Source organism: Oceanococcus atlanticus (assembly GCF_002088235.1).
In the GTDB taxonomy this organism is placed as follows: Bacteria; Pseudomonadota; Gammaproteobacteria; order Nevskiales; family Oceanococcaceae; genus Oceanococcus; species Oceanococcus atlanticus.
On sequence record NZ_AQQV01000005.1, the window covers coordinates 93,874 to 116,729 of the forward strand.

A 22,856-nucleotide genomic window follows, 5' to 3' on the forward strand; every position below is an offset into this window, starting at 1 on the left:
TGGTTTAGCGGACGATGTGCGACGGCGCCATCGCAAGTGCCGTTGGCATGGCTGCCCTTTGCGCGTGGACCTGGAATATTACGAAACCGCGGCTTGGGACGCTGTGCACATTTTCATGAAATTGCATGGCCAGACTACGAGCTGAGTTGTTTGCGGAGCCCTCATTCAGGCGTTCGAACCGAGGTGTTGCATCAGCTTACCTGTCATTTACGGAGTCGGTCGCATGCTCAAGCGCGGTATTTTCATCAGTTTCTGCTTGTTTATTCCCATCTTTTCCGTTTCGGCATCGACCAATTATTGCGAAGAGCCGAACTGCAGCAACAGGCCATTCGCCAAGTCGGCGGTCATGTACAAGCGCGCTATGAGTGCGCCGCAGCCAGCCAAAGCCGGCGATCTTGGCGGGGAAACCCTAAGCCACGGCTTGCCCGGGGTGTGGGATGACGTGCGCGGCGTCGTCACTTTTCCGTGGTCAGCCCAGGGCGGGGTGGCTTTGCAATTGGTGGCTATGAGTTTGCCCGCGGTAGCGGCAGGGCATGAGCGGTTCACGTCTGCTGGGTGGTATCGCGAGCTGTTCTTCCTGGATGTTGGTGACGGTGTGCCGCGCTTGCTCTCCGCGTATCTGGCCGATCCAGAGTTTCAGCCCGGGGCACAGGACTTGATTGATCAGTCGGGACAGCTTTGGTTGTCCCAGTTCTTGCTCTATCAGGAAGCTGAAGAATTGCAGGCTGATCCGGATTTCTACCTGGGATACAACGAGGGCGCGGCTGTTGCGGATTTACGTTTCGTGACCAACCCTGAAGGTGAGGTCCTGCAGGTGGTCGTGGATATCTACAGTGATGCAGGTGAGTACCAATACAGCGTCGCGCCGCGTCCGGGTGATCGGTTGAATCCCAGTTTTGTTGGCTATGACACCGCTAATCCAGATGTGCTTTATGCCTTGTTTTATTTCGCTGACCCTCAGCCGCTTGAAAAGGCATTGTCGTTGCAGCGTCGCTACTACGTGCCGAGTGGCCTAACGGATAGCGCGCTGCCGAATGATTTTGATGCGGCAGGTTTGCGACTTTCGTTCTTGCTGGAAGGGTTCGCAGATGAAGGCGGCGCGGCGCGCTTTGGCTATAGTGAGCTGAAGGATCTGGGTTACGCGTGGGGCGATGCCAAAGCGAGTTCCAGCGGAAGTGGGGCTGCCGCATGGCCCTTGCTCGTGCTGGCGCTTGCGCTGGCCTGTCGTTTGCGGCCTAGCAGGCGCAGGCTCACCTCGCGCTGACATGCGAGGCATTCGCCGCGCAGCCTTACAGGCGTTCTCAGGCGGGTTGGTGTGGTGTGCCAGCCCAGGATTGGGAGATGTCGCATGGTTGGCGGCAGTCGCGCTGGTTCCCTTTTTGCTTAGCCTGCGTGGCAGCCGAGGGGTGGGCGCGGCCTTGTGGGGGCTGATGGGAGGCTTGTGGTATGCCATCCCTGGGCGCTGGACAACATTTTCCACCGCACTTTCAGCGATGGGCTTCGCCGGCTGGCTCGAATTGTCCTACCTCGTGGTTTTCTTTTTGAGCTACGCGTTGCCGTTCGCCATTTTTGCCTTGTTTTGGCAGTCGGTTGAGCGGACCCATGCCCAAGCTTGGGCTCCCTGGTTTGGGGGATTTCTGTTCGCGGGCTTGATTGTGTTCTGGCCGAGCGTATTTCCTTACACCCCGCTGGCGATGATCAGCAGCCAGGTCGTGTGGATACAGTTGGCCGAGGTTGGTGGTGAAGCGGTGCTGCTGGGTCTGCTATTGACCTCAAACCTGGGGGCGGCGCTGTGGCTTAGTGAGCCGCGCCAGCTCCAGGCCTTGTTCGCATGCGTGCTGCCGCTCGCCATTTGCGGCCTCTATGGGGTGGCGGCGTTGGCGCGCTGGAATGAGTCCCCGAATCAAGTGCTTTCGGTTCATGCCGTTCAGTCAAACTGGCCGCGTTTGGCGACTGACCATCTACTCCTGCGCGATCAGCACAGCACGCGACCTCTGTCCGCGGTTGAGCTCAGTCGTGCGGCATTTGCCGCTACGCCGAGTTGCGCCATTCAGCTGTGGCCAGAGACAGCCAGGCGGCCGCAGGCACCCGATCGTTTGTGTGAGCGTGCAGCGCAGCTTGCCGCTGAGTACGAGAGGCCGATATTGGCCACGTGTCATGCGTATGAAGACAGTGGGCCATATCTGGCGGCACGCTTGTATGACGGTGCTACGCCGCTACAAGCTCACCGTAAGTTGCGTTTGGTGCCGGTGTTCGAAGCTGCGGCGGCGCCGAGTAAGGACCGCGCGAATTCACCTCAGAATGTTCCGTTCAGTTTGGCGAATGGGATTAAGCTCATGCTGGCTATCTGTTACGAGATTTACTTCCGGCATGATTTGCGCAGAGCCGTTGTTGAGGGTGCGGATGCACTGGCGCATGCGGCGAACTTCTCGATATTCAGAAGTCCGCGAATCAGCCATTGGGATTTGGCGATGAGCAGGCTTAGAGCGGTAGAGCTGCGACGCAGCATCGTGCGTTCAGTGAACGCAGGACTCGCCGGTATGGTTGATCCGACGGGGCGCTGGACGCCGACCGCGCCTCAAGGCACAAGTGGCGCACAATGCCATCAGGTGGCACTGAATTCCCGGCTGAGCATCTACGCTCGCGTGGGTGATGGCGTGTTTTGGGCTTTACTGATGCTGTTCACTGTTTTGCAGCTGCGCGGGGCAACCAAGCGCCAGCGAAATGGCTGACAATGCCCCACTGGCTGGCCCAATAACCGCTGAATTTGGGCAGGGTGTCTGCGACATCAGCCAGACGTCGGTGGTAGAAGGCATGCAGGCTGGGGTCGGGTAGTACGTGTTGCGGGCTGAAGTTCGCGGCTGGAACAAAGGCCAGACCGAAGCCGGGTAGCAGGGGGAGTAAGGCGACAACCGGGTTGTTGCAGGCCGGACACACACCGCGCTTCACTGCAGGTGGCGGGCGGTGCTTGGCAAACCTTATGCCGGGGCTCAAGGGTTTGGCCACCTGCGAGGCGCGGACCGCCACGATGTCGGCAAACGGTTTGGCATAGACCTTCTGGCAAATCTCACAGTGACAGATAAAGCGCATCACCGGCTGGCCAAACACGGCAATCTGCTGCTGGCCACAGGGGCATTGGCATGTTGTGGTCATTGTGTGTACTCCCGCCGTGCGCTGTCGGGCCAGGCTGTGTGCCTGGCCCGTTCAAATCGATGTCAGCTGACTGGAGTCAGTTTCACCATCATTTTGGAATAACCGCGCACCCAGTTCGACTGAACAATCTCAGGTTCCTCGACCACTTCGATGTTGTCAAAGCGCTGCAGAATTTCTTCCCACAGGATGCGCAGCTGCATTTCGGCCAGCCGGTTGCCCATGCAGCGATGCACGCCAAATCCAAACGCAATGTGGTTGCGGGCGTTCTTGCGGTCGATGATCAGCTTGTGTGCATCTTCGAACACGTCTTCATCGCGGTTACCGGATGAGTACCACATGATCACCTTGTCGCCCTTGCGGATGGTCTGGCCGTTGAGTTCGACATCGGTCTTGGCGATGCGGCGCATATAAGCCAGCGGGGTCTGCCAGCGGATGATCTCCGAGACCATGTTGGGAATCAGGCTGTGATTCGCCTTGAGCTTGGCGAACTGTTCGGGGAATTTGTGCAAGGCATAGACCCCGCCAGACATCGAGTTGCGTGTGGTGTCGTTGCCGCCGATGATCAGCAAGCCCAGATTGCCGAGGAACTCCATGGGGTTTTTGACCATGTCCTTGGTGTCCTTGTTGGACAGCAGCAGACTGATCAGGTCAAACGACGGCGCAGCGCCGGCATCGAGCCGGGCTTTTTTCTCCCACCACAGCGTTGAGAAGGCTTTGACCATGTCGGCAGCGGCCTGGAAGAAGTTGTCATCGTTGCTGGGGCCGCCGGTGGCTTCCGGGCTGGCCGCGATGATGTCGGACCAGCGCACTAGGTCAGCGCGCCGCTCGTAGGGGTAGTCGAACAGGGTGGCGAGCATTCTGGTGGTCAGTTCGATCGATACCTTGCTGACCCAGTCAAACGGCGTGTCCAGCGGTAGATTGTCCAGCACTTCGGCCACGCGCTCGCGGATCAGGCCTTCGAGTTCGAGCAGGTTTTTGGGCGCCACCACGCCCTGAACGGCCATGCGCTGTTCGTCATGCTTGGGCGGATCCATGGCGATGAACAGTTCCGGCTGCGCGCCCTGGATGTCGCCCATCAGGATCAGCGGCTCGGCCGAGAACAGTTCGTGATGCTTGTCGACGAATTTGATGTCCTCATGGCGGGTGATCGACCAGAACGGCCCGAACGGTGTGTCCTTGGCGTAATGCACCGGACATTCCTGGCGCAGGCGTTTGAAGTAGGCCTCGGACTGCCCCTGGCGAACCAGAAACGGGTTGCTGACGTCGATGTTCTCAAGTGCCAGGGTGCTGACATCCGGCACCAGGCTTTCGACAAATACCGGGGGTGTTTTGGTCAGGCCCAGTTTGCGCTTGGTGTTGTGCAGTACGCGCAATCCCTTGATCTGGACGTCAGCGGGCACCACCTTGGCGGCCACCTGCATGGCTTTGGCTTGGATACTCATGTGCGGTCTCTCTCCTGCGTGTTATTCGGTTCTGGCAAGGGCTACATCTGGAATTCGGGCAGGCGCACCACCAGCCCGTCGAGCTCTTCCGAAGCCACGATCTGGCAGGCCAGGCGTGATGACGGGGCTTTTTCCGGTGTCATGTCGAGCATCTGCTTTTCGTCATCGCCGGCCTGGCCGGTCTTGCCAATCCATTCATCGGCAACGATCACGTGGCAGGTGCCACAGGCGCATTCGCCACCGCAGTCCGCATCGATGCCGGGCACCATGTTGTCGACCGCGATCTGCATCAAGGGCTGACCGTATTCCAGCTCCACTTCATGCGCGGTGCCGTTGTGTTCAATGAATGTGACTTTTCCCATGCTTTTGATCCTTACGTGTTGAGGTGGCGCGGCCTTAATCGGGAGCCGCGAAAGCGGCTTGGTGGCGTCGCTTTGTTGTTCTGTGTGAATTCAGTATGCGTAAGATGCCGGGGGTAGAATTGTCTTTATCAGACAATAAGTGATCATTTTCAGCCATCATTGCGGTGGCCGCGGACAGGGTGAGGAGGGCGCGTGGTGATCTCGGACAACATAGCGGTACCAGCCCGCTACTACCTGCGCTTGCTTGAAGTGCTGGAGGCGTCAGGGGTGCCGACCGGGGCCTTGCTGCAGCAGGCAGGCATCAGCGCGCGTGGCCTGCATGAGCCGGATGCCCAGCTGCGTCTGCGTCAGATCGAGAATCTGATCAGTGTGGCCATGGACGAGTATCAGATTCCCGGCGATGCGGCTTTTGAACTCGGCGCCAGAATCAGCGTGACCACACACAGCCTGGTCGGTTTTGGCATGCTCAACAGCCCGCACATCGAGAGTAGCCTGCAGTTTCTGGCGCGGTTTTTTCGCCTGGTGATGCCGACGTTTTCGATGCGCTATACCAAGCACGCGCATGGCGCCACACTGCGCTGGATGCCGGTTGTCGGCATGAGCCCGCGCTGCCTGGCGTTTCATATCGAATCGATTGCCAACGCCGCCTACCGCGAATTCCGTGAGCTGTCACCGGAATTGCCGGTGTTCAGCATCGAGATGTCCATCGACAGGCCGGCGCACGTGGCCCGCTATAGCAGTCTGGTGGGTGGGCGCTGGGTGTTCGGCCAGATGGAGCAGCCGGGCATCGCCATCCATTTCGATTTCGATGCGTCTAAGTATCCGCTGAACACCGCGGACACCAATGCGTTCAAGGTGGCCGAGGCGCGCTGCCGGGCCTTGCAGCACAGTGTCGCTACGCGTGGTTCGTACAAGGACTGGGTGCTGATGATGTTGCGTGATGCTGCCAACGGGCAGCCCAGCCTGTCGGATCTGGCCAGCGTGCTCAATCTGTCCACACGGACCCTGAACCGTCATCTGATGAATGAGGGCACGAATTTCCGCAGCTTGTCGAATCAGGTGCAACACCAGCTGGCGTGTGAACGCCTGCACGATCCGTGGCTCAGCATCACCGAGATCGCCCTGTCCTTGGGCTTTACCGAGACATCGAACTTCTCGCGCTTCTTCAGGCTCAAGGAAGGCCTGAGCCCGCGTGATTTTCGCCGCAGGCTGGCGGCACAAAAGCGCTGAGCTCAGATCGGCGTTGCGAACAGATCGTGTTCGTCGGCCTCGGTGATCTTGACCTCGACGAACTGACCCGGGCGGCCTGCGCCCGCCGGCAGCACCACCTGGCCATCAATTTCCGGTGCATCAGCGGGGCTGCGCGCAAGCACCGCCTCGTCATGGACTTCGTCGATCAGCACGGTCATGGTCTGGCCGACTTTGGCGGCGAGGCGCTTTTCGCTGATCTCGGCCTGGGTGTGCATGAAACGCTGCAGGCGCTCCTGCTTGAGCTCCTCTGGCACCGGATCCGCCAGCGCATTGGCCGGCGCGCCATCCACCGGGGAGTAGGTGAAGGCACCCACGCGATCGAGTTGGGCTTCATGCAGGAAGTCGAGCAGGATCTCGAAATCCTCATCGGTTTCGCCCGGGAAACCCACGATGAAGGTGCTGCGCAGGGTGATGTCGGGGCAGATCGAACGCCAGGTCTTGATCCGCTCCAGGGTATTTTCGGCCGCCGCCGGGCGGCGCATGGCCTTGAGCACGCGTGGGCTGCCGTGCTGCAGCGGAATGTCCAGGTAGGGCAGGATTTTGCCCTCGGCCATCAGCGGAATGACCTCATCCACGTGCGGATAGGGGTAGACGTAATGCAGCCGGGTCCAGGCGTCGAGTTCGCCCAGGGCCTGGCACAGGTCGTACATGCGGGTCTGCCATTCACGCTCGCGCCACTGGCCGCTGCGGTATTTGATGTCGACGCCATAGGCGCTGGTGTCCTGGGCGATGACCAGAAGCTCCTTGACCCCGCCGCGCACCAGCCGCTCGGCTTCCAGCATCACATCGTCGATGCCGCGGCTGCGCAGCTTGCCGCGCATGGAGGGGATGATGCAGAAGCTACACTTGTGGTTGCAGCCTTCGGAGATCTTCAGATAGGCGTAGTGACGCGGGGTCAGCTTGATGCCGCTGTCGGGCACCAGATCGAGGTACGGATCATGCGCCGGTGGCAGCTGGGTATGCACCGCGTCCATCACCGCAGCGTAGTCCTGCGGGCCGGTGATCGAGAGCAGATCGGGGAAGCGTTCGCGGATTACGTCGGCCTTGGCGCCGAGGCAGCCGGTGACGATGACCTTGCCGTTTTCGGTCAGCGCTTCATCGATCGCACCCATGGATTCCTCCACTGCCGCATCGATGAAGCCGCAGGTGTTCACGACGACAACGTCGGCCTGCTGATAGCTGGGTACAACCTGATAGCCCTCGACCCGTAACTGGGTCAGAATGCGCTCCGAATCCACCAGTGCCTTGGGGCAACCCAGGCTGATAAATCCGACGCTACCGCTGCTGCCTTGCGACATGATGCTCCGTGTGGCGCGGGAGTTGAGACGAGCGCGCCGTTGATAAAGTCCGCAATTTTAGTGCATTCAGCGCCATGACGGTTCATTGGCGCGCCCTGGCGGCGCTGGCCCTGGGCGCCATCGGCATCGGCTTTGCGCCGATCTGCGTGCGCATGATCGAGCTGGAGCCGGTGGCCTCGGCGTTCTGGCGCCTGGCCCTGGCCGCTCCGGCGCTGTGGCTGGTGAGTGCATGGATGGCGCGCGGGCCAGACCGGCCCAAGGTACCCAGGGACCGGCGGGCGTTGCTTCTGGCTGTGGCCGCTGGCCTGGCCTTCGCCGGCGATCTGGGGGTGTGGCATTACTCGATCGTCTTCACCAGCGTGGCCAATGCGACCCTGCTGGCCAATCTGGCTCCGGTGTTCATCGCGCTGTGGAGCATCAGCGTGCTTGGCCTGCGTCTGGGCGGGCAATACTGGCTGGGTCTGGTTCTGGCCCTGGTCGGGGCGGCTGTGCTGGTCGGGGTCAACTTCGGTCAGGGCGAAGCCCTGCTGGGCGATGCGTTGGGCGTGCTGACGGCAGCTTTCTATGCGGCTTATCAGCTTTTCATTGCCGGCGCGCGGCGCCATTATGGCACCTGGGAGTTGATGTGGATATCCACGGCGGTGTCTGCGCTGTGCCTGCTGCCGTTCGTGCTGGCGGCAGGCCATGGCTGGCCGCAGAGCGGTCACGACTGGCTCTGGCTACTGGCCCTGGCCGGTATCAGCCACATCCTGGGGCAGGGATTGATCGCCTATGCGCTGGCCCATCTGGCCTCGGCCTTTGCCGCGGTGGGGCTGCTGGTACAGCCAGTCGCCGCAGCCGGTTTTGCCTGGTTGCTACTGGCCGAAACGGTGTCGCCGTTGCAGGCTGCGGGCGGCGCTGTGGTGTTGTTCGGGATCGTGGTCTGCCGGCGCGCTAATGTTGGCACTGCGGACAGAAGTACGACGCACGCTGCCCAATAACTTCACGGCGAATCGGCGTTGCGCAGCGTGTACACGGCTCGTTGTGGCGGTCGTACACATTCAACGATTGCACGAAATAGCCAGGCGCACCATCCGGGCGCAGGAAATCCCGCAGGGTGCTGCCGCCGCTGTCCAGGGCATCTTCCAGCACCTCGCGAATATGTCCGACCAGGCTCTGATAGCGCGCCAGACTGACCCGGCCGGCAGCCCGGCGTGGGTCGATGCCGGCGCGAAAAAGGGCTTCTGAGGCATAGATGTTGCCCACGCCGACCACGGTTTTCTGGTCCATGATGAAGTTCTTGACCGCGCCTTTGAGCTTGCGTGAGCGCTGATACAGCGCGGTGGCGCTGAAGTCATCACTGAGCGGCTCCGGGCCAAGGTGCGCGAGCAGTGGATGCACCCCGCCATCGTGCGGCTGCCACAGCAGCAGGCCGAAGCGGCGCGGGTCATTGAAGCGCAGTGCATGACCATCATCGATCAGCAGATCAAGGTGATCGTGCTTGCGCAGGGCGGTGTCGGCGGGCACCACGCGCAGACTGCCCGACATGCCCAGGTGCAGCACAATGTCGCCGTTGGGCAGTTCGATCAGCAGGTACTTGGCGCGACGTTTGACATCAAGCACCGGCTGCTCTTCCACCAGGTTGCTGAGGGCTTCAGGCACCGGCCAGCGCAAGCGTGATTCACGCACATCGGCACCGATCAGGCGGCGCCCTTGCAGGGCCGGCAGGATGCCGCGCCGGGTGGTTTCGACCTCAGGAAGTTCGGGCATGGCTCAGGGCTCCAGCAATTCCCGGCTGGCCGAGGCCGGCAACATGTACATCAGATCCAGATCCGGGCGGATCAGCTCCAGGCGTGGCTCGCGGCTGCGGATCAGAAAGTCGATGCTGGCACTGTCGAGGCGCACGGTGACGCGTTCGCGTACATCATCAAAGTCCATCTTGCTGGGGCGCACCAGCCATTGCGCCTCCGCATTGGCCCAGCGGGCAAAAAGCTCGGCGCTGCCGGCCTGCACCAGTGTGACCTCACCTTGCGGCAGCCGAATGCTCTGGATCTGTCCGTGTTCTCCCAGCAAGCTTCTGTCGACCAGATCAGCGTAGTTGTTGTCGAAACGTGCCGCGTTGAGGTCGCCAACCAGATGAATTTGCCCTTGGTACAGGACGTAGCGTTGTCCGCTCAGCGCCTCGGTGCCGCCGATGGCAAAGCGGTGCTCGTCGATGTCGACCTGCCACAGTGGCGGGTCCAGTCGGATAGCGGCCAGATCCGTATCGCTGGGATCTAGCGTTCGCTGGCTGCTAACGCTGAGCAGGCGGAGTATTTCGTTTACCGCCATATCGTCTGCACGCATGCGGACGGGTGCATTGAGCGTCCACGCTTGTTCATCGCGTTGCAGGATCAGGGTGGGGGGCTGGCCGTTGCCAAGGGACAGCTGGATCGAGCTGGCCTGCTGGGGGGCAGCCGTGCTCAAACGCTGAGTGGTGGGTGCCTGAAGAGCGGGCTTGTGCAGGATCAGTATGAGGCTGAGCAGTGCGGCGATGATGCCGAGTGTCAGATTTGTCCGGGTGACAGCGTTCATGGCGATCCCATTTAACGCCGCCGACGGCGTAACCACCAGCGCAGCATGCCCGTGGTGAGAAAGAACAACGGCAAGGCGAGCACGAAGACCACTGCGAGCGCGCTGGTCGCCAATGGCGAAAGGCTTAGGCTGGCGTCGGGAGCTGGTGGCAGGTCGATGGCGATCTGGTCATCGCGGCCCACCAGCCACTGGAACAGCGCTACGGCAAGTGGCCGGTTACCGACCTGTGTCAGATAACCATTGGCAAGAAAGTCGGAGTCTGCGATGACGACGGCGCGCTGCGTGCCTGCGGGCTGATCACGTTCCAGGGCAAAGCCGAAACTGACAGGTCCCATGAGGTCTGCGTCTTGGTCGAATTCCAGGCGCGTACCCATTGGTCCGGTTTCCAGCCACGAGCGGGGCACGCTGTTGAGCAAAGCTGTGCTGTTCCAAGGGCTGTCTACCAGCTGCATCAGGCCGGCGGCACCCGCGAACGCGCTGATGTCGGTGAGCGACTGGCCCAAGGCATGTGCGGGGTACTCGGCAACCAGCGCCATGGCCGGGTGGCCGCTGCCGAGCTGCTCGTAGTCTTGATAAATCAGGGTGCCGTCGAGGAACTTCAGCCCCAGCGTGGCAAGCAATTCGCGGGCAACTGGCAGGCCAGGGTCGCTCAGGAGGAGCAGGTTGCGGCCTTGATCCAGATAGCGCTGCAAGCTGTTGATTTCGCCTGGCGTCAATGCGCGTTGGGGGGCGGCCAATACGACCAGTTGGGCATCGTCAGGCAGGCTTTCGGTGGCCAGACTGTGGCGGCTTACGCGCAAGCCTTTGTCTTGCAGCAAAGTCGACAGTTCGGTGTAGCCGGACTGGCTGTCGTCTTGCAGGTCGCGTTCGCCATGGCCGGTGAGAAACACCAGATGTGCGCTCGAGGTTTGTCCCAGACGTTGCAAGGCTGCTGTGATGTCCGGTTCTGACAACACGCTGAGTTTTTCGTGGCGCTTGCGGTACTCGAGTACAACTTCGCCGCTTTCGCCAATGCCCAGGGTTCGAATGGCTTGCGGATCCGAGGCGGGATCGCGAAATGTCAGGCTGAAATTGTCTTTTTCACGCAGGTACGGGGCGAAGCGTGCACTGATTTCGCGTCGCGCATCGGCAGATGGGTAGACCCAGGCAGTCGCCTGAATAGGGTCCGGCAGGGTCTGCAGCAAGGTTGCGCTGGCCGCTGTGAGCGTATTGCGGTTGTTCGCGGTCCAGTCAAACTGCTGGTTGTAGCGCAAGGACACAAAGCCTGCCGCAATAATGACGTACAGCCACAATGCGCTGGTCAGCAGAAGATTCGCCTTGCGCTTCATGCCTGCCGCTCCCAGGTCAGGCGCTGAATCGCAAAACCCAGAAAGGCGGCACAAAACAGCAGGTAGTAGGCAACATCCGCAAGGTCGAACACCCCGCGGCGCAGTGCATCGAAGTGGCTGAGCAGTGAGAGGTACTCGGCCAGCGCGGCGACAGGGCCAGGGGCCGCTCCGGCGACTTGCAACAGCCACAACACCAACAACAGGCCAAAGCCGGCCAGCGCGGCGACCACTGGCTGTGGACACAGCACCGAGACGAAGATGCCGGCCGAGGCGAAGGCGGCGAGCATCAGCGCGACGCCCAGTATGGCCGAGGCCAATAAGCCCAGATCCAGGTTCGTGCCGATCTGCAGGGACAGGGGCATCAAGGCGGTCAAGCCCAGCATCAGCCACAGAAAACCCAGCAGGCCGAGAAATTTGCCGACAACAATCTGGCTGAGCGATGCCGGCGATGCCAGCAGTAACTCGAGACTGCCGCTGTGGCGCTCTTCGGCAAAACTGCGCATGGCCAACAGCGGGACCACGATCAAGAAGACGATGCTGGAGAATCCGAATAAGCCGCCACCGACAAACTCGGCCACACCGACTTGCGTATTGGTGTACCCGAGGGTGGCGAATTCGGCCAGCAACAGCCAGAACACAATGCCCAGGATTAATTGCACGATGCCCAGGCAAGCCCAGGCCAGCGGCGAGGAGAACAGGCGCCTCCACTCATGGCATGCGATCACCCACATTGGACTCATGTGTCGTTCCTGCGTTGTTTGCTCAACGGGCTCATGCGGTGAGTTGGGCGAAAATCTGTTCCAGGCCGGCACTGTGCTGTCGCAGCTCGACCAGTCCCCAGTCATGCCTTACGGCGGCCTGGGCAATCGCTTCGCGCGGGTCTGAGAGCTCGTCGACGCACAGCCGAAAATGTTGGGCGTCGATAGCATCGACCGCCGTCACGCCGTCCAGTTTCAAGAGTGCGTCTGTCGAGGGTGCGCGCATCAAACCGATGATCAGGTGCTGTTCGCCGGATTCACCTTGTATTGGCTTGAGCTGATCCAGCGGGGATTCGTAGACAATTTGCCCGCGCGCCATGATGGCCACGCGATCACATACCGCCTGAATCTCCGAGAGAATGTGACTGGAGAGCAAAATGGCGTGGTCACGTGCCAGGTCCCGGATCAATTTGCGGATCTGGCGCATTTGATTGGGATCAAGGCCATCTGTGGGCTCGTCCAGCACGATCAATGGGGGGGCATGGAGGATGGCCTGAGCCAGGCCTACACGCTGGCGGTAGCCTTTGGACATGGAAGCGATCACCTGCTGTGTGGCCTGATCCAGGCCACAGGCCTGGATCGCGTGGCTAACAGCGGTGGCAACCCTGGTGCGCTCAATGCCGTGCAGGCGTGCCGCAAAGCGCAGGTATTCCGAGACCGTGAGTTCGCCATGCAGCGGTGGCACCTCAGGCAGATAGCCGAGCTGTGCCTTGGCTTTGGCCGGTGCCTCAGCCATATCGTGACCGCCGATGCTGATGTGGCCGCTATCCGGCGCCAGGCAGCCAGTGAGCATGCGCAGCGTCGTGGTCTTGCCGGCACCATTGGGGCCGAGCAAGCCGACCACTTCGCCGCGTTTGAGCGACAGGCTGAGGCCCCGCACAGCAGGGTGCGGACCGAATGCGCGGTGCAGATTGCTGGCGCTCAGCAACAGGCTCATGGGTGTTGAGAGGTGGGGAAGGGCCAACAAAAATGCCCGCATTGGCGGGCATTTTCAATTCCGGCGGACAACAGCCGGATTACTTGATCTTGGCTTCCTTGAATTCGACGTGCTGGCGAACCACCGGGTCGAATTTCTTGAACACGAACTTGTCAGGCGTATTGCGCTTGTTCTTGTCGGTCGTGTAGTAGTAGCCGGTGCCAGCGGTGGACACCAGTTTGATTTTTTCGCGAGCTGACTTGGCCATGGTTTATACCTTCTCGCCGCGGGCGCGCATTTCGGCCAGCACGGTATCGATGCCGCGTTTATCAATAATGCGCAGGCCCTGGTGGGAGATGCGCAGGCGGACAAAGCGCTTTTCGCTCTCCACCCAGAAACGCTTGCTTTGCAGATTCGGCAGAAAACGACGACGCGTTCTACGGTTCGCGTGCGATACGTTGTTGCCGGTTTGGGGGCCTTTGCCCGTCACCTGACAGACTCGTGACATGATTCTTTCCTGGAAAAGCCGGACGCGTCGTCTGACGCAAAAGGGCGCGCTTTATATCAGTTTCCTGAGAGAGGGGCAACCAGAATATGTGCCGCGCAATGGCTGCAAGGCGCGTCTCAAGCCTCGCAATCCCTTACAGCAAGCCACGATTGGCAAAACTGACGCTCTCGCCATCGCCGACCACAATGTGGTCCAGCACGCGAACATCGACCAAGCTTAGCGCATCGCACAGGCGGGTTGTGAGCTGCTTGTCGGCCGTGCTGGGCTCGGCCACACCGGACGGGTGGTTGTGCGCCAGGATGACCGCCGCAGCATTGTGCCGCATGGCCGCGCGTACCACCTCGCGCGGATAAACGCTGGCCCCATTGATGGTGCCGAAGAACAGATCCTGCAGTTCGATCAGGCGGTGCCGGCTGTCCAGCCAGACGCAACTGAAAACTTCATGCGCGCGATGACGAAGGTGCCGGCAGATCAGCGCTGTAGCCTGTTCGGGTGAACTCAGGGGCTGGCCACGCTTGAGTCCGTCTTTGAGTTCGCGGGTGGCCATAGCCAGAACCGCTTGAAGCTGGGCGTATTTGGCCGGACCGAGGCCCGGCTGGGCACAGAAATCGGCCTGCTCCGCACTGAGCAAGGCGCGCAGGCCGCCGAAGCGCTGCAGCAACTCGCGGGCCAGATCCACCGCCGATTTGCCGGGCAGCCCGGTGCGCAGGAAGATCGCCAGCAGTTCGGCATCGCTGAGTGCATCCGCACCGCGCAGCAACAGTTTCTCGCGCGGTCTTTCGGTGTCCGGCCAATGATTGATCGGCATGCTTGTGGCGCCTTTACGGCCCTGTTCTCGAATCCCGGTAGAATCTACGCAGGTTTAGAGGATTTCCGGACACCCGATGAACGTTTTGCTCGGCGTCAGCGGCGGGATAGCCGCCTACAAGAGTGCCGACCTGGTGCGCCGCCTGCGTGAGCGTGGCTGCGACGTGCAGGTGGTGATGACGCGCGCTGCCCAGGAGTTTGTGACACCGCTGACCTTTCAGGCGTTGTCCGGGCGTGAGGTTCGAACCGCCTTATTAGACAGCGCTGCCGAGGCGGCGATGGGGCACATCGAACTGGCCCGCTGGGCCGACCGCATTCTGATTGCGCCCGCGTCGGCGGATCTGATTGCGCGGCTGACCGCGGGCATGGCGGATGACCTGCTGACCACCGTATGTCTGGCCTCGGCTGCGCCGATTTCCCTGGCCCCAGCGATGAATCAGCAAATGTGGCAAGCCCCGGCCGTACAGGCCAATGTGGCCACCCTGCGTGAGCGCGGGATCGAGATTCTGGGCCCGGGTGAGGGTGATCAGGCCTGTGGTGATATCGGCCCCGGGCGGATGCTGGAGCCACTAGAGCTGGCTGACATGATCACCGATGAGAAGCCGGATGGCGTGCTCGCGGGGCTGCGTGTTCTGATCACCGCCGGGCCGACCCGCGAGGCATTGGACCCGGTACGTTTTCTGACCAACCGCTCGTCCGGAAAAATGGGTTTTGCCCTGGCCGCGGCGTGTCAGGCGGCGGGCGCCCAGGTCGAGTTGATTGCCGGGCCGGTCAATCTGCCGACCCCGATCGGCGTGCGCCGTTACAACGTGGAGTCGGCCCAGCAGATGCTGGACAAGGCCAACGAACGTGTTGGCAAGGCGCAGATACTCATCGCCACGGCTGCGGTGGCGGACTACCGCCCGCGGGCCGTGCAGGATGACAAGATCAAAAAATCCAGCGACTCAATTGCACTGGAGCTGGAAAAGACGCCGGACATCCTGGGCGAGCTTTCGCGCCGTGAAACGCATCTGTTTACGGTCGGCTTCGCTGCCGAGACCCGTGAGCTTGAGCGCTATGCACGTGCCAAGATGCAGCGCAAGAACCTCGACATGATCTGCGCCAACGAGGTGGGTCCGGGCCAGGGTTTTGATGTCGACGAGAACGCTCTGCTGGTGTTCTGGCCGGGTGGGCAGCAGCAGTTGGGGCCGCGCCACAAGCGCGCTCTGGCCGGCGAGCTGGTTGATCTGATCGCCACCCGCTACGCCACGGGTGATGAGCACGCGGGCGCCGTGGCCCCGTAATTTCCTTTCTTCAATGGGCGCCTTCGCGCCAACTTGCATGCACAAGATTCAATTCAAGATTCTCGATGATCGTCTGGGTGGCGAATTTCCCCTGCCCAATTACGCAACCCCCGGTTCCGCCGGCCTGGACTTGCGCGCCTGTCTTGATGCGCCGCTGGATCTGGCCCCGGGGCAGACCGAGCTGCTGCCCACCGGCATGGCCATCCATATTGGTGATCCGGGGCTGGCCGCGGTGATCCTGCCGCGTTCCGGTCTGGGCCACAAACACGGCATCGTGCTGGGCAATCTGGTGGGTTTGATCGATTCGGACTATCAGGGACAGCTCATGGTCTCGTGCTGGAATCGCGGCGACACCACTTTCCGTATCGAGCCCGGCGAGCGCATCGCTCAACTGGTCTTTGTGCCGGTGGTGCAGGCGCAACTTGAGCAGGTGACGTCGTTCGACGCTTCCGAGCGTGGCGAAGGTGGCTTCGGCCATACGGGGACACGTTGATGGCTTTGAGTTCCAAGGAAGCGATGAACGTCGCCCACGTTCTGACCGAGGCGCTGCCCTATATCCAGCGTTTCCGGCGCAAGACCGTGGTGGTCAAATATGGCGGCAACGCCATGACCGATGAGGCCTTGCAGAGCAGCTTCGCACGCGATGTGGTGCTCATGAAGCTGGTCGGGATTGATCCCGTCATCGTGCACGGCGGCGGCCCGCAGATCGGTCAGATGCTCGACAAACTGGGCAAGAAAACCGAATTCATCGATGGCATGCGGGTGACCGATGCCGAGACCATGGATGTGGTCGAGATGGTGCTGGTGGGCTTGGTGAACAAGCGCATCGTCAATCTGATCAACCAGCACGGCGGGCGTGCGGTCGGCCTTTCGGGTAAGGACGGGGGCATGATTCGGGCTCGGCCTCTGGCGGATGCTCAGGGTCAGGCCAAAACCGAGCTGGGTCTGGTGGGCGAGGTGGCTTCGATCGACCCGGGCGTGGTCAGTCGGCTGGACACCGGCGGCTTCATTCCGGTGATTGCGCCGGTGGGTGTTGATGATCAGGGCCGCGCATACAACATCAACGCGGATCTGGTGGCCGGCAAGATTGCCGGTGTGCTGGAGGCGGAAAAGCTCATGCTGCTGACCAACACCGCCGGCGTGCTGGACAAGCAGGGTGAGCTGCTCACCGGCCTGTCAGCGCAACGCGTTCAGGACCTGATTGCCGACGGCACCATCAGCGGCGGCATGTTGCCCAAGATTCAATGTGCGCTGGACGCCGTGAGCAGTGGCGTGCGCGCCGCTCACATTGTGGATGGCCGGGTGCAGCATGCTTGCTTGCTTGAGCTCTTCACGGATGAAGGTGTGGGCACGCTGATCAACGGCCCACGGCGCTAGTCGAAGGGCTCAGTAGAGCCGGGCTGGTGTTTTCAGCTGGATAAAGCGCGTCAGGTCGCGTTCGAATTCATCATTGACCTTCTCGCGCTCGGCGCGCATGGCATTGAGCGCGGCCTCGCTGGTGCGCACCACGGTTTCAAATTCCATGATCTGCTTCTGCAATTTGCTCGGGACGGCCTTGTCCTGAGCTTTGAGCCGATCCTCGCGCTCTTTGAGCGAGCTCAGCGTGGCCTGGCTTTCGGCCACCGATTTTTCGCCCGAGGCAATGCGTGAGTCGAGGATGGCCAGTTGTTCGTCGCGACGATGCAGGATTTGATCCTGGGTGGCATAGGTGCTGAGCAGAAACTGGTCGTAACGGTTCTGCTCTTCCTGCCTACGCTTGGCTTCTGCTTCAGCTTCCCGCTGTGCTTGTTCAGCGGCCAGCTGTTCGGCAGTTTTAGGCGCATTTTTTTCGTTCACCACCACGCCGCGATCATTCAGCGTTTGAACCTGCTGCTGGGCATACTTCGCAGGAATTCGGTCGCCGTAATGCACGCGACCGTTCTCGTCGACCCAGCGGTAGGTTTTGGCGTACGCCGCGCTGGCCGTGGCAACGGCCAGAATCAGCAACAAAGCTCGCATCTGCTCAATCCATCCTGAAATGGCTTACAGGATAACGTAGCTGCGCGCGTTTTCGTTGACCAGGCTGCCGGCGTATTTTCTGGCTTACAGGTGCAGGCCGCACTCTGTTTTGGGCTTGCCGGCCCAGCGTCCCGAGCGACCTTCGCCTTTGACTGTGCAATGGGTGCAGCCAATCGACGAGAAACCATGCGCAACCAGCGGGTGGAATGGCAGCTTGTGCTCGCTGATGTAGGCGTCTCGTTCGTCTTTGCTGACATCGATCATCGGATTGAACTTGATGATGCCGCGACGCTCCTCAAACACTTCCATGTCCGCACGGTCGTCGGTCTGCCAGCCCATCAGGCTGGAAATCCACACGTGATAATCAGGTTTGACTGCTTCCAGCGGCTCGACTTTATTGATCGAGCAGCAGAAATCCGGGTTCTTGTCCCAGGTTTGGTCATTGACGGTGAATTCGTGCTTCCAGTCCTCGGCCTGCAGGCTGAAGACGTCCAGGTCCAGAAGCTTGGTCAGGTATTCCTTGTACAGCAGGGTTTCACGGAAATGAAACCCGGTGTCGATGAACGCAATACGCTGATCGGCACGAATACTCTTGATGATGTGCAGAAAATAGGCCGAGGTGGCGGCAAAGGATGAGGTGACCAGAACTTTGTCCGGGGCGAAATCCTCATACAGCTGACGCAGGCGCTGCTCGAAATTCAGCGGCGCATAGCGTGCGTTCAGTTCCGCGATGGCTTGTGCATCCAGGCCCGCGCCATTGGCCGGGCGCGGAGGCTCCGGTTCCAGCACGTGACTCAGCTCGACGGTCTCGTCGCGGCTGGTGTTGTTGATGGCTTCTGCGGTGGCACTCATGGGGCTTCCGGGGTGTGGAGACTCGGACAGTTCCGAATTCCGATGGATGTACGACGGTGCGCAAATTATCGTATCGGAATATAAATCGCGAGTTTGCATCCAAAATGGAATAACAAAATAGCGCGGCCCCGAATTGTCGTGCTCAGACCCCGTACTGTTCGCGGTAGCGTGCGATTTGAGCATGTTTGTCCGCATCGCCGCTGGCGCGCAGCCAAGCTTCGAGGTCGGAAAGGCCGACCAGCGCGGCGACGGCAAGCTGCTGCTCTTTGGCCAGTTCCTGCGTTGCCGACTGCGTGCCCTGGCCCTTTTCCTGGCGGTCAAACGCCAGCATCGCGGCTACGGGCTCGGCGCCGGCATTGCGTATCAAGGTAATGGCCTCACGGGCTGCGGTGCCAGCGGTGAGTACATCATCCAGAATCAGCACACGGCCTTGCAGTGGCGCACCCACGATGTTGCCACCCTCACCGTGGTCTTTGGCCTCTTTGCGGTTGAAGGCAAACGGGTAGTCATGGCCGCGTTGGGCCAATGCCAGGGCGACGGCGGTGACCAGTGGAATGCCTTTGTAAGCGGGGCCGAACAGCATGTCGAACTCAAGCTTGGCAGCGAGGATGGCCTCAGCGTAGGCATCAGCCAGAGCCTGCATCGCGGCGCCCGAGTTGATATTGCCGAGGTTGAAGAAGTAGGGGCTCTGGCGGCCGGATTTGAGCGTGAAATCGCCGAAACGAAGAACGCCGCATTGCTCGGCAAGTTCAAGGAAGCGGGTTTGGTAGTCGTGCATAGCGGATTTCAGCGTGTGACGGGTCGCGGACAGTACTTAAATATGACAACGCCGCCAACTCAGGCGGAATCCTCTTTGAGGCGCGCATAGCGATCCAGGGCCGCCTGGCGCGAGGTTTTGAGATCAATAATCGGTTCGGCGAGTGGCTGGCTCAGCCAGCGGTCGCGATAGCGCCGGTCGGGGTCGAAACGTTCGGCCTGAGTGTCCGGGTTGAATATGCGGAAGTAGGGGGCAGCGTCAGCCCCGCAGCCGGCGATCCATTGCCAGCCCAGCGTGTTGTTGGCCAGATCAGCATCGACCAGCGTGTCCCAGAACCAGGCCGCGCCGGCGCGCCAGTCTATGCCAAGGTTCTTGGTCAGCAGACTGCCCACGATCATGCGCACCCGGTTGTGCATCCAGCCGGTGGCCCACAGCTCGCGCATGCCGGCATCGACCAGCTCGATGCCGGTCTGGCCGCGCTGCCAGGCTTTCAGGTCTGCTTCTGCCGCCTCGCCGCTGCGCCATTCAAACGCCTCGAATTTGGGGTTGAATTCGCGTTGCGGGGTATCGGCAAAGTGATACAGCAAATGATGGGCGAACTCGCGCCAGCCCAGCTCAGCGAGATATTTTTCGGCTGCCGGGGCGTCGGGGCCGAGGAGTGCGGCGCGAATCTGGCGCGGGCCGATTTCACCGAAATGCAGATGTGGCGACAGGCGTGAGGTGCCGGCGACGGCGGGCACATCCCGCGTGCTCGGGTAATCGGCAGCTGCGTGTTCGACAAAGTGATCGAGCTGGTCGAGCGCGCCGGCCTCGCCGGGCCGCCAGTGGGCGGCCAGCTTATCGCCCCACGGGTGCTGCGGGCGCAAGCCCAGTGCGTCGATACTCAGGCCTTCAATGTCCGCGCCGGGTGGCCAGCTGTCTGGCGGTTCGGCGATGTTGAATTCACCGGGCAGGGTGTTTTTGGCGGCTTTCCAGAACGGCGTGAACACCCGGTAAGGGCGGCCGGCGCCGGTTTCTATGGTCCAGGGTTCCAGCAGCAGCGCGGCATTGTGTGAGCGTGTGGTGTAACCGGCCTCGCTCAGGCGGGTTTTAATGTCGCGATCGCGGGCGATAATCGCCGGCTCGTAGAGGCGGTTCCAGCTCACCGCATCGGCGTTGAAGGCATCCGCGATCTGCTGCAGTTCTTGCAGGCTTGAGCCGTGGCGGATGATCAATCGGTGGCCGCGTTGTGCCAGTGATTCGCTCAGCGCGTGCAGCGCGTGGTGCAGCCACCAGCAGCTGGCCGCACCGGCGGCCCAGGGTGATTCTTCGTCGGGTGCGTGGATGTAGACCAGGCACAGGGCGTCGGCGTGCTGGCAGGCCCATTCCAGTGACGGGTTGTCGGTCAGGCGGAGGTCGCGGCGAAACCAGTGAATGATGCGCATGGTCGGCAGTGTAGCGGTGGTATGGGTATCATGCCTGCTGATTTGCCAACCGCTTGATCATGCGCATCATCAGCCTGAATGCCAATGGCATTCGTTCTGCCGGCCGTAAGGGCTTTTTCGACTGGTTACCGCAACAGGATGCGGATGTCGTGTGCATTCAGGAAACCAAGGCGCAGGAGCATCAGCTCAAAGATGACGAGCTGTATTACCCCGCCGGTTACCACTGCGCCTACGAGGACGCGACCAGCAAAAAGGGCTACAGCGGCGTGGCGATTTACAGCCGGCGCGAGCCCGACGAGTGGGTGCGCGGGCTGGGCTTTGACGAGTTTGATGTCGAGGGGCGCTATCTTGAGGCGCGTTACGGTGATCTGTCGGTCGCCTCGCTGTACCTGCCCTCAGGCTCCTCCGGTGATGAGCGTCAGCAGGCCAAGTTCCGCTTTCTCGACCTCTATTACCCCTACCTTCAGGCCTGCCTCGACAGCGGGCGCCGTTTCATCCTGTGTGGTGACTGGAATATTGCCCAGACCGAGCGCGACCTGAAGAATTGGAAGTCCAATCAGAAGAACTCCGGGTTTCTGCCCGAAGAGCGCGCCTGGATGACCCGGGTCAAGGACGAGCAGGGCTGGCTGGATGCCTTCCGAGAGTTGCACCCCGAGGCGGAGGGTGAGGCCTATACCTGGTGGTCCAACCGTGGGCGCGCACGCGAGAACAACGTGGGCTGGCGCATCGACTATCAGTTGGCCACGCCGCATTACAAAGATGCGATCAAGGCTGCCTGGGTCTACAAGGACGAGTTTTTCTCCGATCATGCCCCGCTGATCGTTGACTATGACGACTGAGGTCGCACCGCGGCGCAGCTGGCTCCAGGCCCTGGCCACCTATCGGCGGCCGCACATCTTCGCCATGTTGTGTCTGGGGTTTTCCGCCGGGCTGCCGTTCCTGCTTGTTTTCGCAACGCTGTCCGCCTGGCTTGCCCAGGTGGATGTGTCGCGCACCATGATCGGACTGTTCTCCTGGATCGGTATCACCTACTCGATCAAGGTGTTCTGGGCGCCGGTGGTGGATCGCCTGCCGATTCCGCTGCTCACGCGCTGGCTGGGGCGGCGACGCAGTTGGATGTTGCTGGCCCAGTTCGGTGTGGCCACCGGCCTGCTCGGTTTGGCCACATCTGATCCCGGCGTGGCGCTGGAGCTGGTGGCGTGGCTGGCGCTGCTGGTGGCATTTTCCTCGGCAACCCAGGACATCGCAGTCGATGCCTGGCGTATCGAGGCGGCCCCGCGTGATGAGCAGGGTGCCATGGCGGCGGCGTATCAGATGGGCTACCGCATCGCCTTGCTGGTGGCTGGCGCTGGAGCCCTGTTCCTGGCGGCGGAATACAGCTGGATGGTGGCGTACACGGTGATGGCGGCCTGCATGGGTGTAGGGGTGCTGACCAGCCTGGTGATTCGCGAGCCGGCCGCGCAGGCCAGCGTGGCCTTGAACGAGCCGATGGATGGTTCCGCCCTGCAGCGCTTTGCGCGTTGGTTCTACACCGCTGTGGCTGGACCTTTCGTCGATTTCTTTGCCCGCAACGGGGTGCGCCTGGGGATTATCATTCTGGCCTTCATCGGCCTGTTCCGCGTGACCGACATCACCATGGGGGTGATGGCCAATCCGTTCTATCTGGACATGGGCTACACACTCAAGGAAATTGCCGCCGTGGCCAAAGGTTTCGGCGTGCTGATGACCATCTTCGGCACGATCGTGGGCGGTGTGGTGGTGGCGCGCATCGGGGCGGAGCGCTCGCTGGTGCTGGGTGGCATCTTCGTGATCCTGACCAATCTGAGCTTTGCTCTGCTGGCGGTGCTGCCGGATCCGGGGGTCGCCGGTTTGACCATGGTCATCAGCGCCGACAATTTCTCTGGTGGCTTTGCCGGCACAGCCTTCATCGCTTACCTGTCCGGTCTGACCAATGTGGCCTACACCGCGACCCAGTACGCTTTGTTCTCGTCACTGTTCACCTTGCCCGGTAAGTTGATCGCTGGGGGCTCGGGCTGGGTGGTCGACAGCTTCAGTTACCCGGTGTTTTTCCTCTACACCTCGGCGCTGGGGATTCCGGCCTTGCTGATTATCAGCTACCTGATTCGTCACCCGCGGGTCAGCCCGCAGGGCGACGAGAAGGCCTGA

General features: G+C 61.3%; 25 protein-coding genes. 9 read left to right on the forward strand and 16 right to left on the reverse strand.

From position 1 onward, the window contains the following. Positions 1-223: 223 nt before the first annotated feature. Positions 224-1,264: a hypothetical protein gene (locus tag ATO7_RS17145; protein WP_240499503.1), complete on the forward strand. Its 1,041-nt coding sequence runs from the start codon at positions 224-226 to the stop codon at positions 1,262-1,264. 154 nt (positions 1,265-1,418) lie between these two features. Further along, complete coding sequence (locus ATO7_RS15755; RefSeq protein WP_158523239.1) at positions 1,419-2,732, forward strand: nitrilase-related carbon-nitrogen hydrolase; 1,314 nt, start codon at positions 1,419-1,421, stop codon at positions 2,730-2,732. Here the strand turns inward: ATO7_RS15755 and ATO7_RS15760 are convergent. The 3 genes from ATO7_RS15760 to ATO7_RS15770 form a co-directional block, all read right to left on the reverse strand. Next, a complete protein-coding gene (locus tag ATO7_RS15760) occupies positions 2,683-3,153 on the reverse strand; it encodes a GFA family protein (protein ID WP_083563373.1) in 471 nt (156 codons plus the stop codon). The two genes, ATO7_RS15755 and ATO7_RS15760, sit on opposite strands and share 50 nt — an antisense overlap. Positions 3,154-3,215: 62 nt before the next feature. Next, positions 3,216-4,595 (reverse strand): cytochrome P450, encoded by a 1,380-nt coding sequence (locus ATO7_RS15765; RefSeq protein ID WP_083563374.1) that lies wholly within the window; start codon positions 4,593-4,595, stop codon positions 3,216-3,218. A gap of 41 nt (positions 4,596-4,636) precedes the next feature. Further along, complete coding sequence (locus ATO7_RS15770; protein ID WP_083563375.1) at positions 4,637-4,957, reverse strand: 2Fe-2S iron-sulfur cluster-binding protein; 321 nt, start codon at positions 4,955-4,957, stop codon at positions 4,637-4,639. A gap of 195 nt (positions 4,958-5,152) precedes the next feature. Here ATO7_RS15770 and ATO7_RS15775 point away from each other — a divergent pair, with 195 nt between their 5' ends. Then, positions 5,153-6,187 (forward strand): AraC family transcriptional regulator, encoded by a 1,035-nt coding sequence (locus tag ATO7_RS15775; protein ID WP_158523240.1) that lies wholly within the window; start codon positions 5,153-5,155, stop codon positions 6,185-6,187. Positions 6,188-6,189: 2 nt separating this feature from the next. Here ATO7_RS15775 and rimO read toward each other — a convergent pair whose 3' ends face one another. Beyond that, entirely contained in the window at positions 6,190-7,506 is a 1,317-nt protein-coding gene (gene rimO / locus ATO7_RS15780) for a 30S ribosomal protein S12 methylthiotransferase RimO (protein WP_083563377.1), read from the reverse strand. A gap of 74 nt (positions 7,507-7,580) precedes the next feature. Between rimO and ATO7_RS15785 the strand changes: the two genes are divergently transcribed. Further along, positions 7,581-8,486 carry a DMT family transporter gene (locus ATO7_RS15785; RefSeq protein WP_083563378.1) on the forward strand — a complete coding sequence of 302 codons (906 nt, stop codon included), beginning with the start codon at positions 7,581-7,583 and terminating at the stop codon, positions 8,484-8,486. On the opposite strand, the gene mutM is transcribed toward ATO7_RS15785, so the two are convergent. From mutM to radC, 8 genes are all read right to left on the reverse strand, one after another. Next, a complete protein-coding gene (gene mutM / locus ATO7_RS15790; protein ID WP_083563379.1) occupies positions 8,440-9,255 on the reverse strand; it encodes a bifunctional DNA-formamidopyrimidine glycosylase/DNA-(apurinic or apyrimidinic site) lyase in 816 nt (271 codons plus the stop codon). The two genes, ATO7_RS15785 and mutM, sit on opposite strands and share 47 nt — an antisense overlap. A 3-nt stretch (positions 9,256-9,258) precedes the next feature. Continuing rightward, the gene (locus ATO7_RS15795) at positions 9,259-10,059 is read right to left on the reverse strand and encodes a DUF4340 domain-containing protein (protein WP_083563380.1); all 801 of its coding nucleotides are present in this window, start codon (positions 10,057-10,059) and stop codon (positions 9,259-9,261) included. Positions 10,060-10,070: 11 nt separating this feature from the next. Then, a complete protein-coding gene (locus ATO7_RS15800; protein WP_083563381.1) occupies positions 10,071-11,387 on the reverse strand; it encodes a GldG family protein in 1,317 nt (438 codons plus the stop codon). Beyond that, on the reverse strand, positions 11,384-12,127 hold the full coding sequence (locus ATO7_RS15805) for an ABC transporter permease (protein WP_158523241.1): 744 nt from the start codon (positions 12,125-12,127) through the stop codon (positions 11,384-11,386). Before ATO7_RS15805 ends, ATO7_RS15800 begins: the two co-directional genes overlap by 4 nt. A 31-nt stretch (positions 12,128-12,158) precedes the next feature. Then, on the reverse strand, positions 12,159-13,082 hold the full coding sequence (locus tag ATO7_RS15810; protein ID WP_083563383.1) for an ABC transporter ATP-binding protein: 924 nt from the start codon (positions 13,080-13,082) through the stop codon (positions 12,159-12,161). 79 nt (positions 13,083-13,161) lie between these two features. Beyond that, positions 13,162-13,329, reverse strand: coding sequence for a 50S ribosomal protein L33 (gene rpmG, locus ATO7_RS15815; RefSeq protein WP_083563384.1), 168 nt, complete (start codon positions 13,327-13,329; stop codon positions 13,162-13,164). Between the two features lie 3 nt (positions 13,330-13,332). Beyond that, the gene (gene rpmB, locus ATO7_RS15820; RefSeq protein WP_083563385.1) at positions 13,333-13,569 is read right to left on the reverse strand and encodes a 50S ribosomal protein L28; all 237 of its coding nucleotides are present in this window, start codon (positions 13,567-13,569) and stop codon (positions 13,333-13,335) included. Positions 13,570-13,702: 133 nt separating this feature from the next. Further along, on the reverse strand, positions 13,703-14,377 hold the full coding sequence (gene radC, locus ATO7_RS15825; RefSeq protein WP_083563386.1) for a RadC family protein: 675 nt from the start codon (positions 14,375-14,377) through the stop codon (positions 13,703-13,705). A gap of 76 nt (positions 14,378-14,453) precedes the next feature. Between radC and coaBC the strand changes: the two genes are divergently transcribed. From coaBC to argB, 3 genes are read left to right on the forward strand one after another with little or no spacing between them, the layout of a single operon-like run. Then, on the forward strand, positions 14,454-15,659 hold the full coding sequence (gene coaBC, locus ATO7_RS15830; protein ID WP_083563387.1) for a bifunctional phosphopantothenoylcysteine decarboxylase/phosphopantothenate--cysteine ligase CoaBC: 1,206 nt from the start codon (positions 14,454-14,456) through the stop codon (positions 15,657-15,659). 37 nt (positions 15,660-15,696) lie between these two features. Then, on the forward strand, positions 15,697-16,152 hold the full coding sequence (gene dut, locus ATO7_RS15835; protein WP_083563388.1) for a dUTP diphosphatase: 456 nt from the start codon (positions 15,697-15,699) through the stop codon (positions 16,150-16,152). Then, positions 16,152-17,036, forward strand: coding sequence for an acetylglutamate kinase (gene argB / locus ATO7_RS15840; RefSeq protein ID WP_083563389.1), 885 nt, complete (start codon positions 16,152-16,154; stop codon positions 17,034-17,036). Before dut ends, argB begins: the two co-directional genes overlap by 1 nt. A gap of 9 nt (positions 17,037-17,045) precedes the next feature. On the opposite strand, the gene ATO7_RS15845 is transcribed toward argB, so the two are convergent. The 4 genes from ATO7_RS15845 to ATO7_RS15860 form a co-directional block, all read right to left on the reverse strand. Further along, on the reverse strand, positions 17,046-17,657 hold the full coding sequence (locus tag ATO7_RS15845; protein WP_083563390.1) for a DUF4124 domain-containing protein: 612 nt from the start codon (positions 17,655-17,657) through the stop codon (positions 17,046-17,048). An 84-nt stretch (positions 17,658-17,741) separates the two neighbouring features. Beyond that, a complete protein-coding gene (locus ATO7_RS15850; RefSeq protein WP_083563391.1) occupies positions 17,742-18,509 on the reverse strand; it encodes a phosphoadenylyl-sulfate reductase in 768 nt (255 codons plus the stop codon). Between the two features lie 142 nt (positions 18,510-18,651). Further along, on the reverse strand, positions 18,652-19,287 hold the full coding sequence (pyrE, locus tag ATO7_RS15855; RefSeq protein WP_083563392.1) for an orotate phosphoribosyltransferase: 636 nt from the start codon (positions 19,285-19,287) through the stop codon (positions 18,652-18,654). A gap of 59 nt (positions 19,288-19,346) precedes the next feature. Then, positions 19,347-20,690 carry a cryptochrome/photolyase family protein gene (locus tag ATO7_RS15860; protein WP_083563393.1) on the reverse strand — a complete coding sequence of 448 codons (1,344 nt, stop codon included), beginning with the start codon at positions 20,688-20,690 and terminating at the stop codon, positions 19,347-19,349. A gap of 59 nt (positions 20,691-20,749) precedes the next feature. Here ATO7_RS15860 and ATO7_RS15865 point away from each other — a divergent pair, with 59 nt between their 5' ends. Continuing rightward, positions 20,750-21,529, forward strand: coding sequence for an exodeoxyribonuclease III (locus ATO7_RS15865; protein WP_083563394.1), 780 nt, complete (start codon positions 20,750-20,752; stop codon positions 21,527-21,529). Then, positions 21,519-22,856, forward strand: coding sequence for an AmpG family muropeptide MFS transporter (locus ATO7_RS15870; protein WP_083563395.1), 1,338 nt, complete (start codon positions 21,519-21,521; stop codon positions 22,854-22,856). The genes ATO7_RS15865 and ATO7_RS15870 overlap by 11 nt, the downstream gene beginning before the upstream one ends.

Excerpts from the sequence above, each read along its gene's own strand:
- ATO7_RS15845 (WP_083563390.1), bottom strand. The coding sequence starts at position 17,657 with ATGCGAGCTTTGTTGCTGATTCTGGCCGTTGCCACGGCCAGCGCGGCG.
- rpmB (WP_083563385.1), bottom strand. The coding sequence starts at position 13,569 with ATGTCACGAGTCTGTCAGGTGACGGGCAAAGGCCCCCAAACCGGCAAC.
- pyrE (WP_083563392.1), bottom strand. The coding sequence starts at position 19,287 with ATGCACGACTACCAAACCCGCTTCCTTGAACTTGCCGAGCAATGCGGC.
- ATO7_RS15770 (WP_083563375.1), bottom strand. The coding sequence starts at position 4,957 with ATGGGAAAAGTCACATTCATTGAACACAACGGCACCGCGCATGAAGTG.
- ATO7_RS15865 (WP_083563394.1), top strand. The coding sequence starts at position 20,750 with ATGCGCATCATCAGCCTGAATGCCAATGGCATTCGTTCTGCCGGCCGT.
- coaBC (WP_083563387.1), top strand. The coding sequence starts at position 14,454 with ATGAACGTTTTGCTCGGCGTCAGCGGCGGGATAGCCGCCTACAAGAGT.
- ATO7_RS15765 (WP_083563374.1), bottom strand. The coding sequence starts at position 4,595 with ATGAGTATCCAAGCCAAAGCCATGCAGGTGGCCGCCAAGGTGGTGCCC.
- ATO7_RS15760 (WP_083563373.1), bottom strand. The coding sequence starts at position 3,153 with ATGACCACAACATGCCAATGCCCCTGTGGCCAGCAGCAGATTGCCGTG.
- mutM (WP_083563379.1), bottom strand. The coding sequence starts at position 9,255 with ATGCCCGAACTTCCTGAGGTCGAAACCACCCGGCGCGGCATCCTGCCG.
- radC (WP_083563386.1), bottom strand. The coding sequence starts at position 14,377 with ATGCCGATCAATCATTGGCCGGACACCGAAAGACCGCGCGAGAAACTG.
- ATO7_RS15860 (WP_083563393.1), bottom strand. The coding sequence starts at position 20,690 with ATGCGCATCATTCACTGGTTTCGCCGCGACCTCCGCCTGACCGACAAC.
- ATO7_RS15785 (WP_083563378.1), top strand. The coding sequence starts at position 7,581 with ATGACGGTTCATTGGCGCGCCCTGGCGGCGCTGGCCCTGGGCGCCATC.
- ATO7_RS15870 (WP_083563395.1), top strand. The coding sequence starts at position 21,519 with ATGACGACTGAGGTCGCACCGCGGCGCAGCTGGCTCCAGGCCCTGGCC.
- ATO7_RS15805 (WP_158523241.1), bottom strand. The coding sequence starts at position 12,127 with ATGAGTCCAATGTGGGTGATCGCATGCCATGAGTGGAGGCGCCTGTTC.
- dut (WP_083563388.1), top strand. The coding sequence starts at position 15,697 with ATGCACAAGATTCAATTCAAGATTCTCGATGATCGTCTGGGTGGCGAA.
- ATO7_RS15810 (WP_083563383.1), bottom strand. The coding sequence starts at position 13,082 with ATGAGCCTGTTGCTGAGCGCCAGCAATCTGCACCGCGCATTCGGTCCG.
- ATO7_RS15795 (WP_083563380.1), bottom strand. The coding sequence starts at position 10,059 with ATGAACGCTGTCACCCGGACAAATCTGACACTCGGCATCATCGCCGCA.
- ATO7_RS15800 (WP_083563381.1), bottom strand. The coding sequence starts at position 11,387 with ATGAAGCGCAAGGCGAATCTTCTGCTGACCAGCGCATTGTGGCTGTAC.
- ATO7_RS17145 (WP_240499503.1), top strand. The coding sequence starts at position 224 with ATGCTCAAGCGCGGTATTTTCATCAGTTTCTGCTTGTTTATTCCCATC.
- argB (WP_083563389.1), top strand. The coding sequence starts at position 16,152 with ATGGCTTTGAGTTCCAAGGAAGCGATGAACGTCGCCCACGTTCTGACC.
- ATO7_RS15850 (WP_083563391.1), bottom strand. The coding sequence starts at position 18,509 with ATGAGTGCCACCGCAGAAGCCATCAACAACACCAGCCGCGACGAGACC.
- rimO (WP_083563377.1), bottom strand. The coding sequence starts at position 7,506 with ATGTCGCAAGGCAGCAGCGGTAGCGTCGGATTTATCAGCCTGGGTTGC.
- rpmG (WP_083563384.1), bottom strand. The coding sequence starts at position 13,329 with ATGGCCAAGTCAGCTCGCGAAAAAATCAAACTGGTGTCCACCGCTGGC.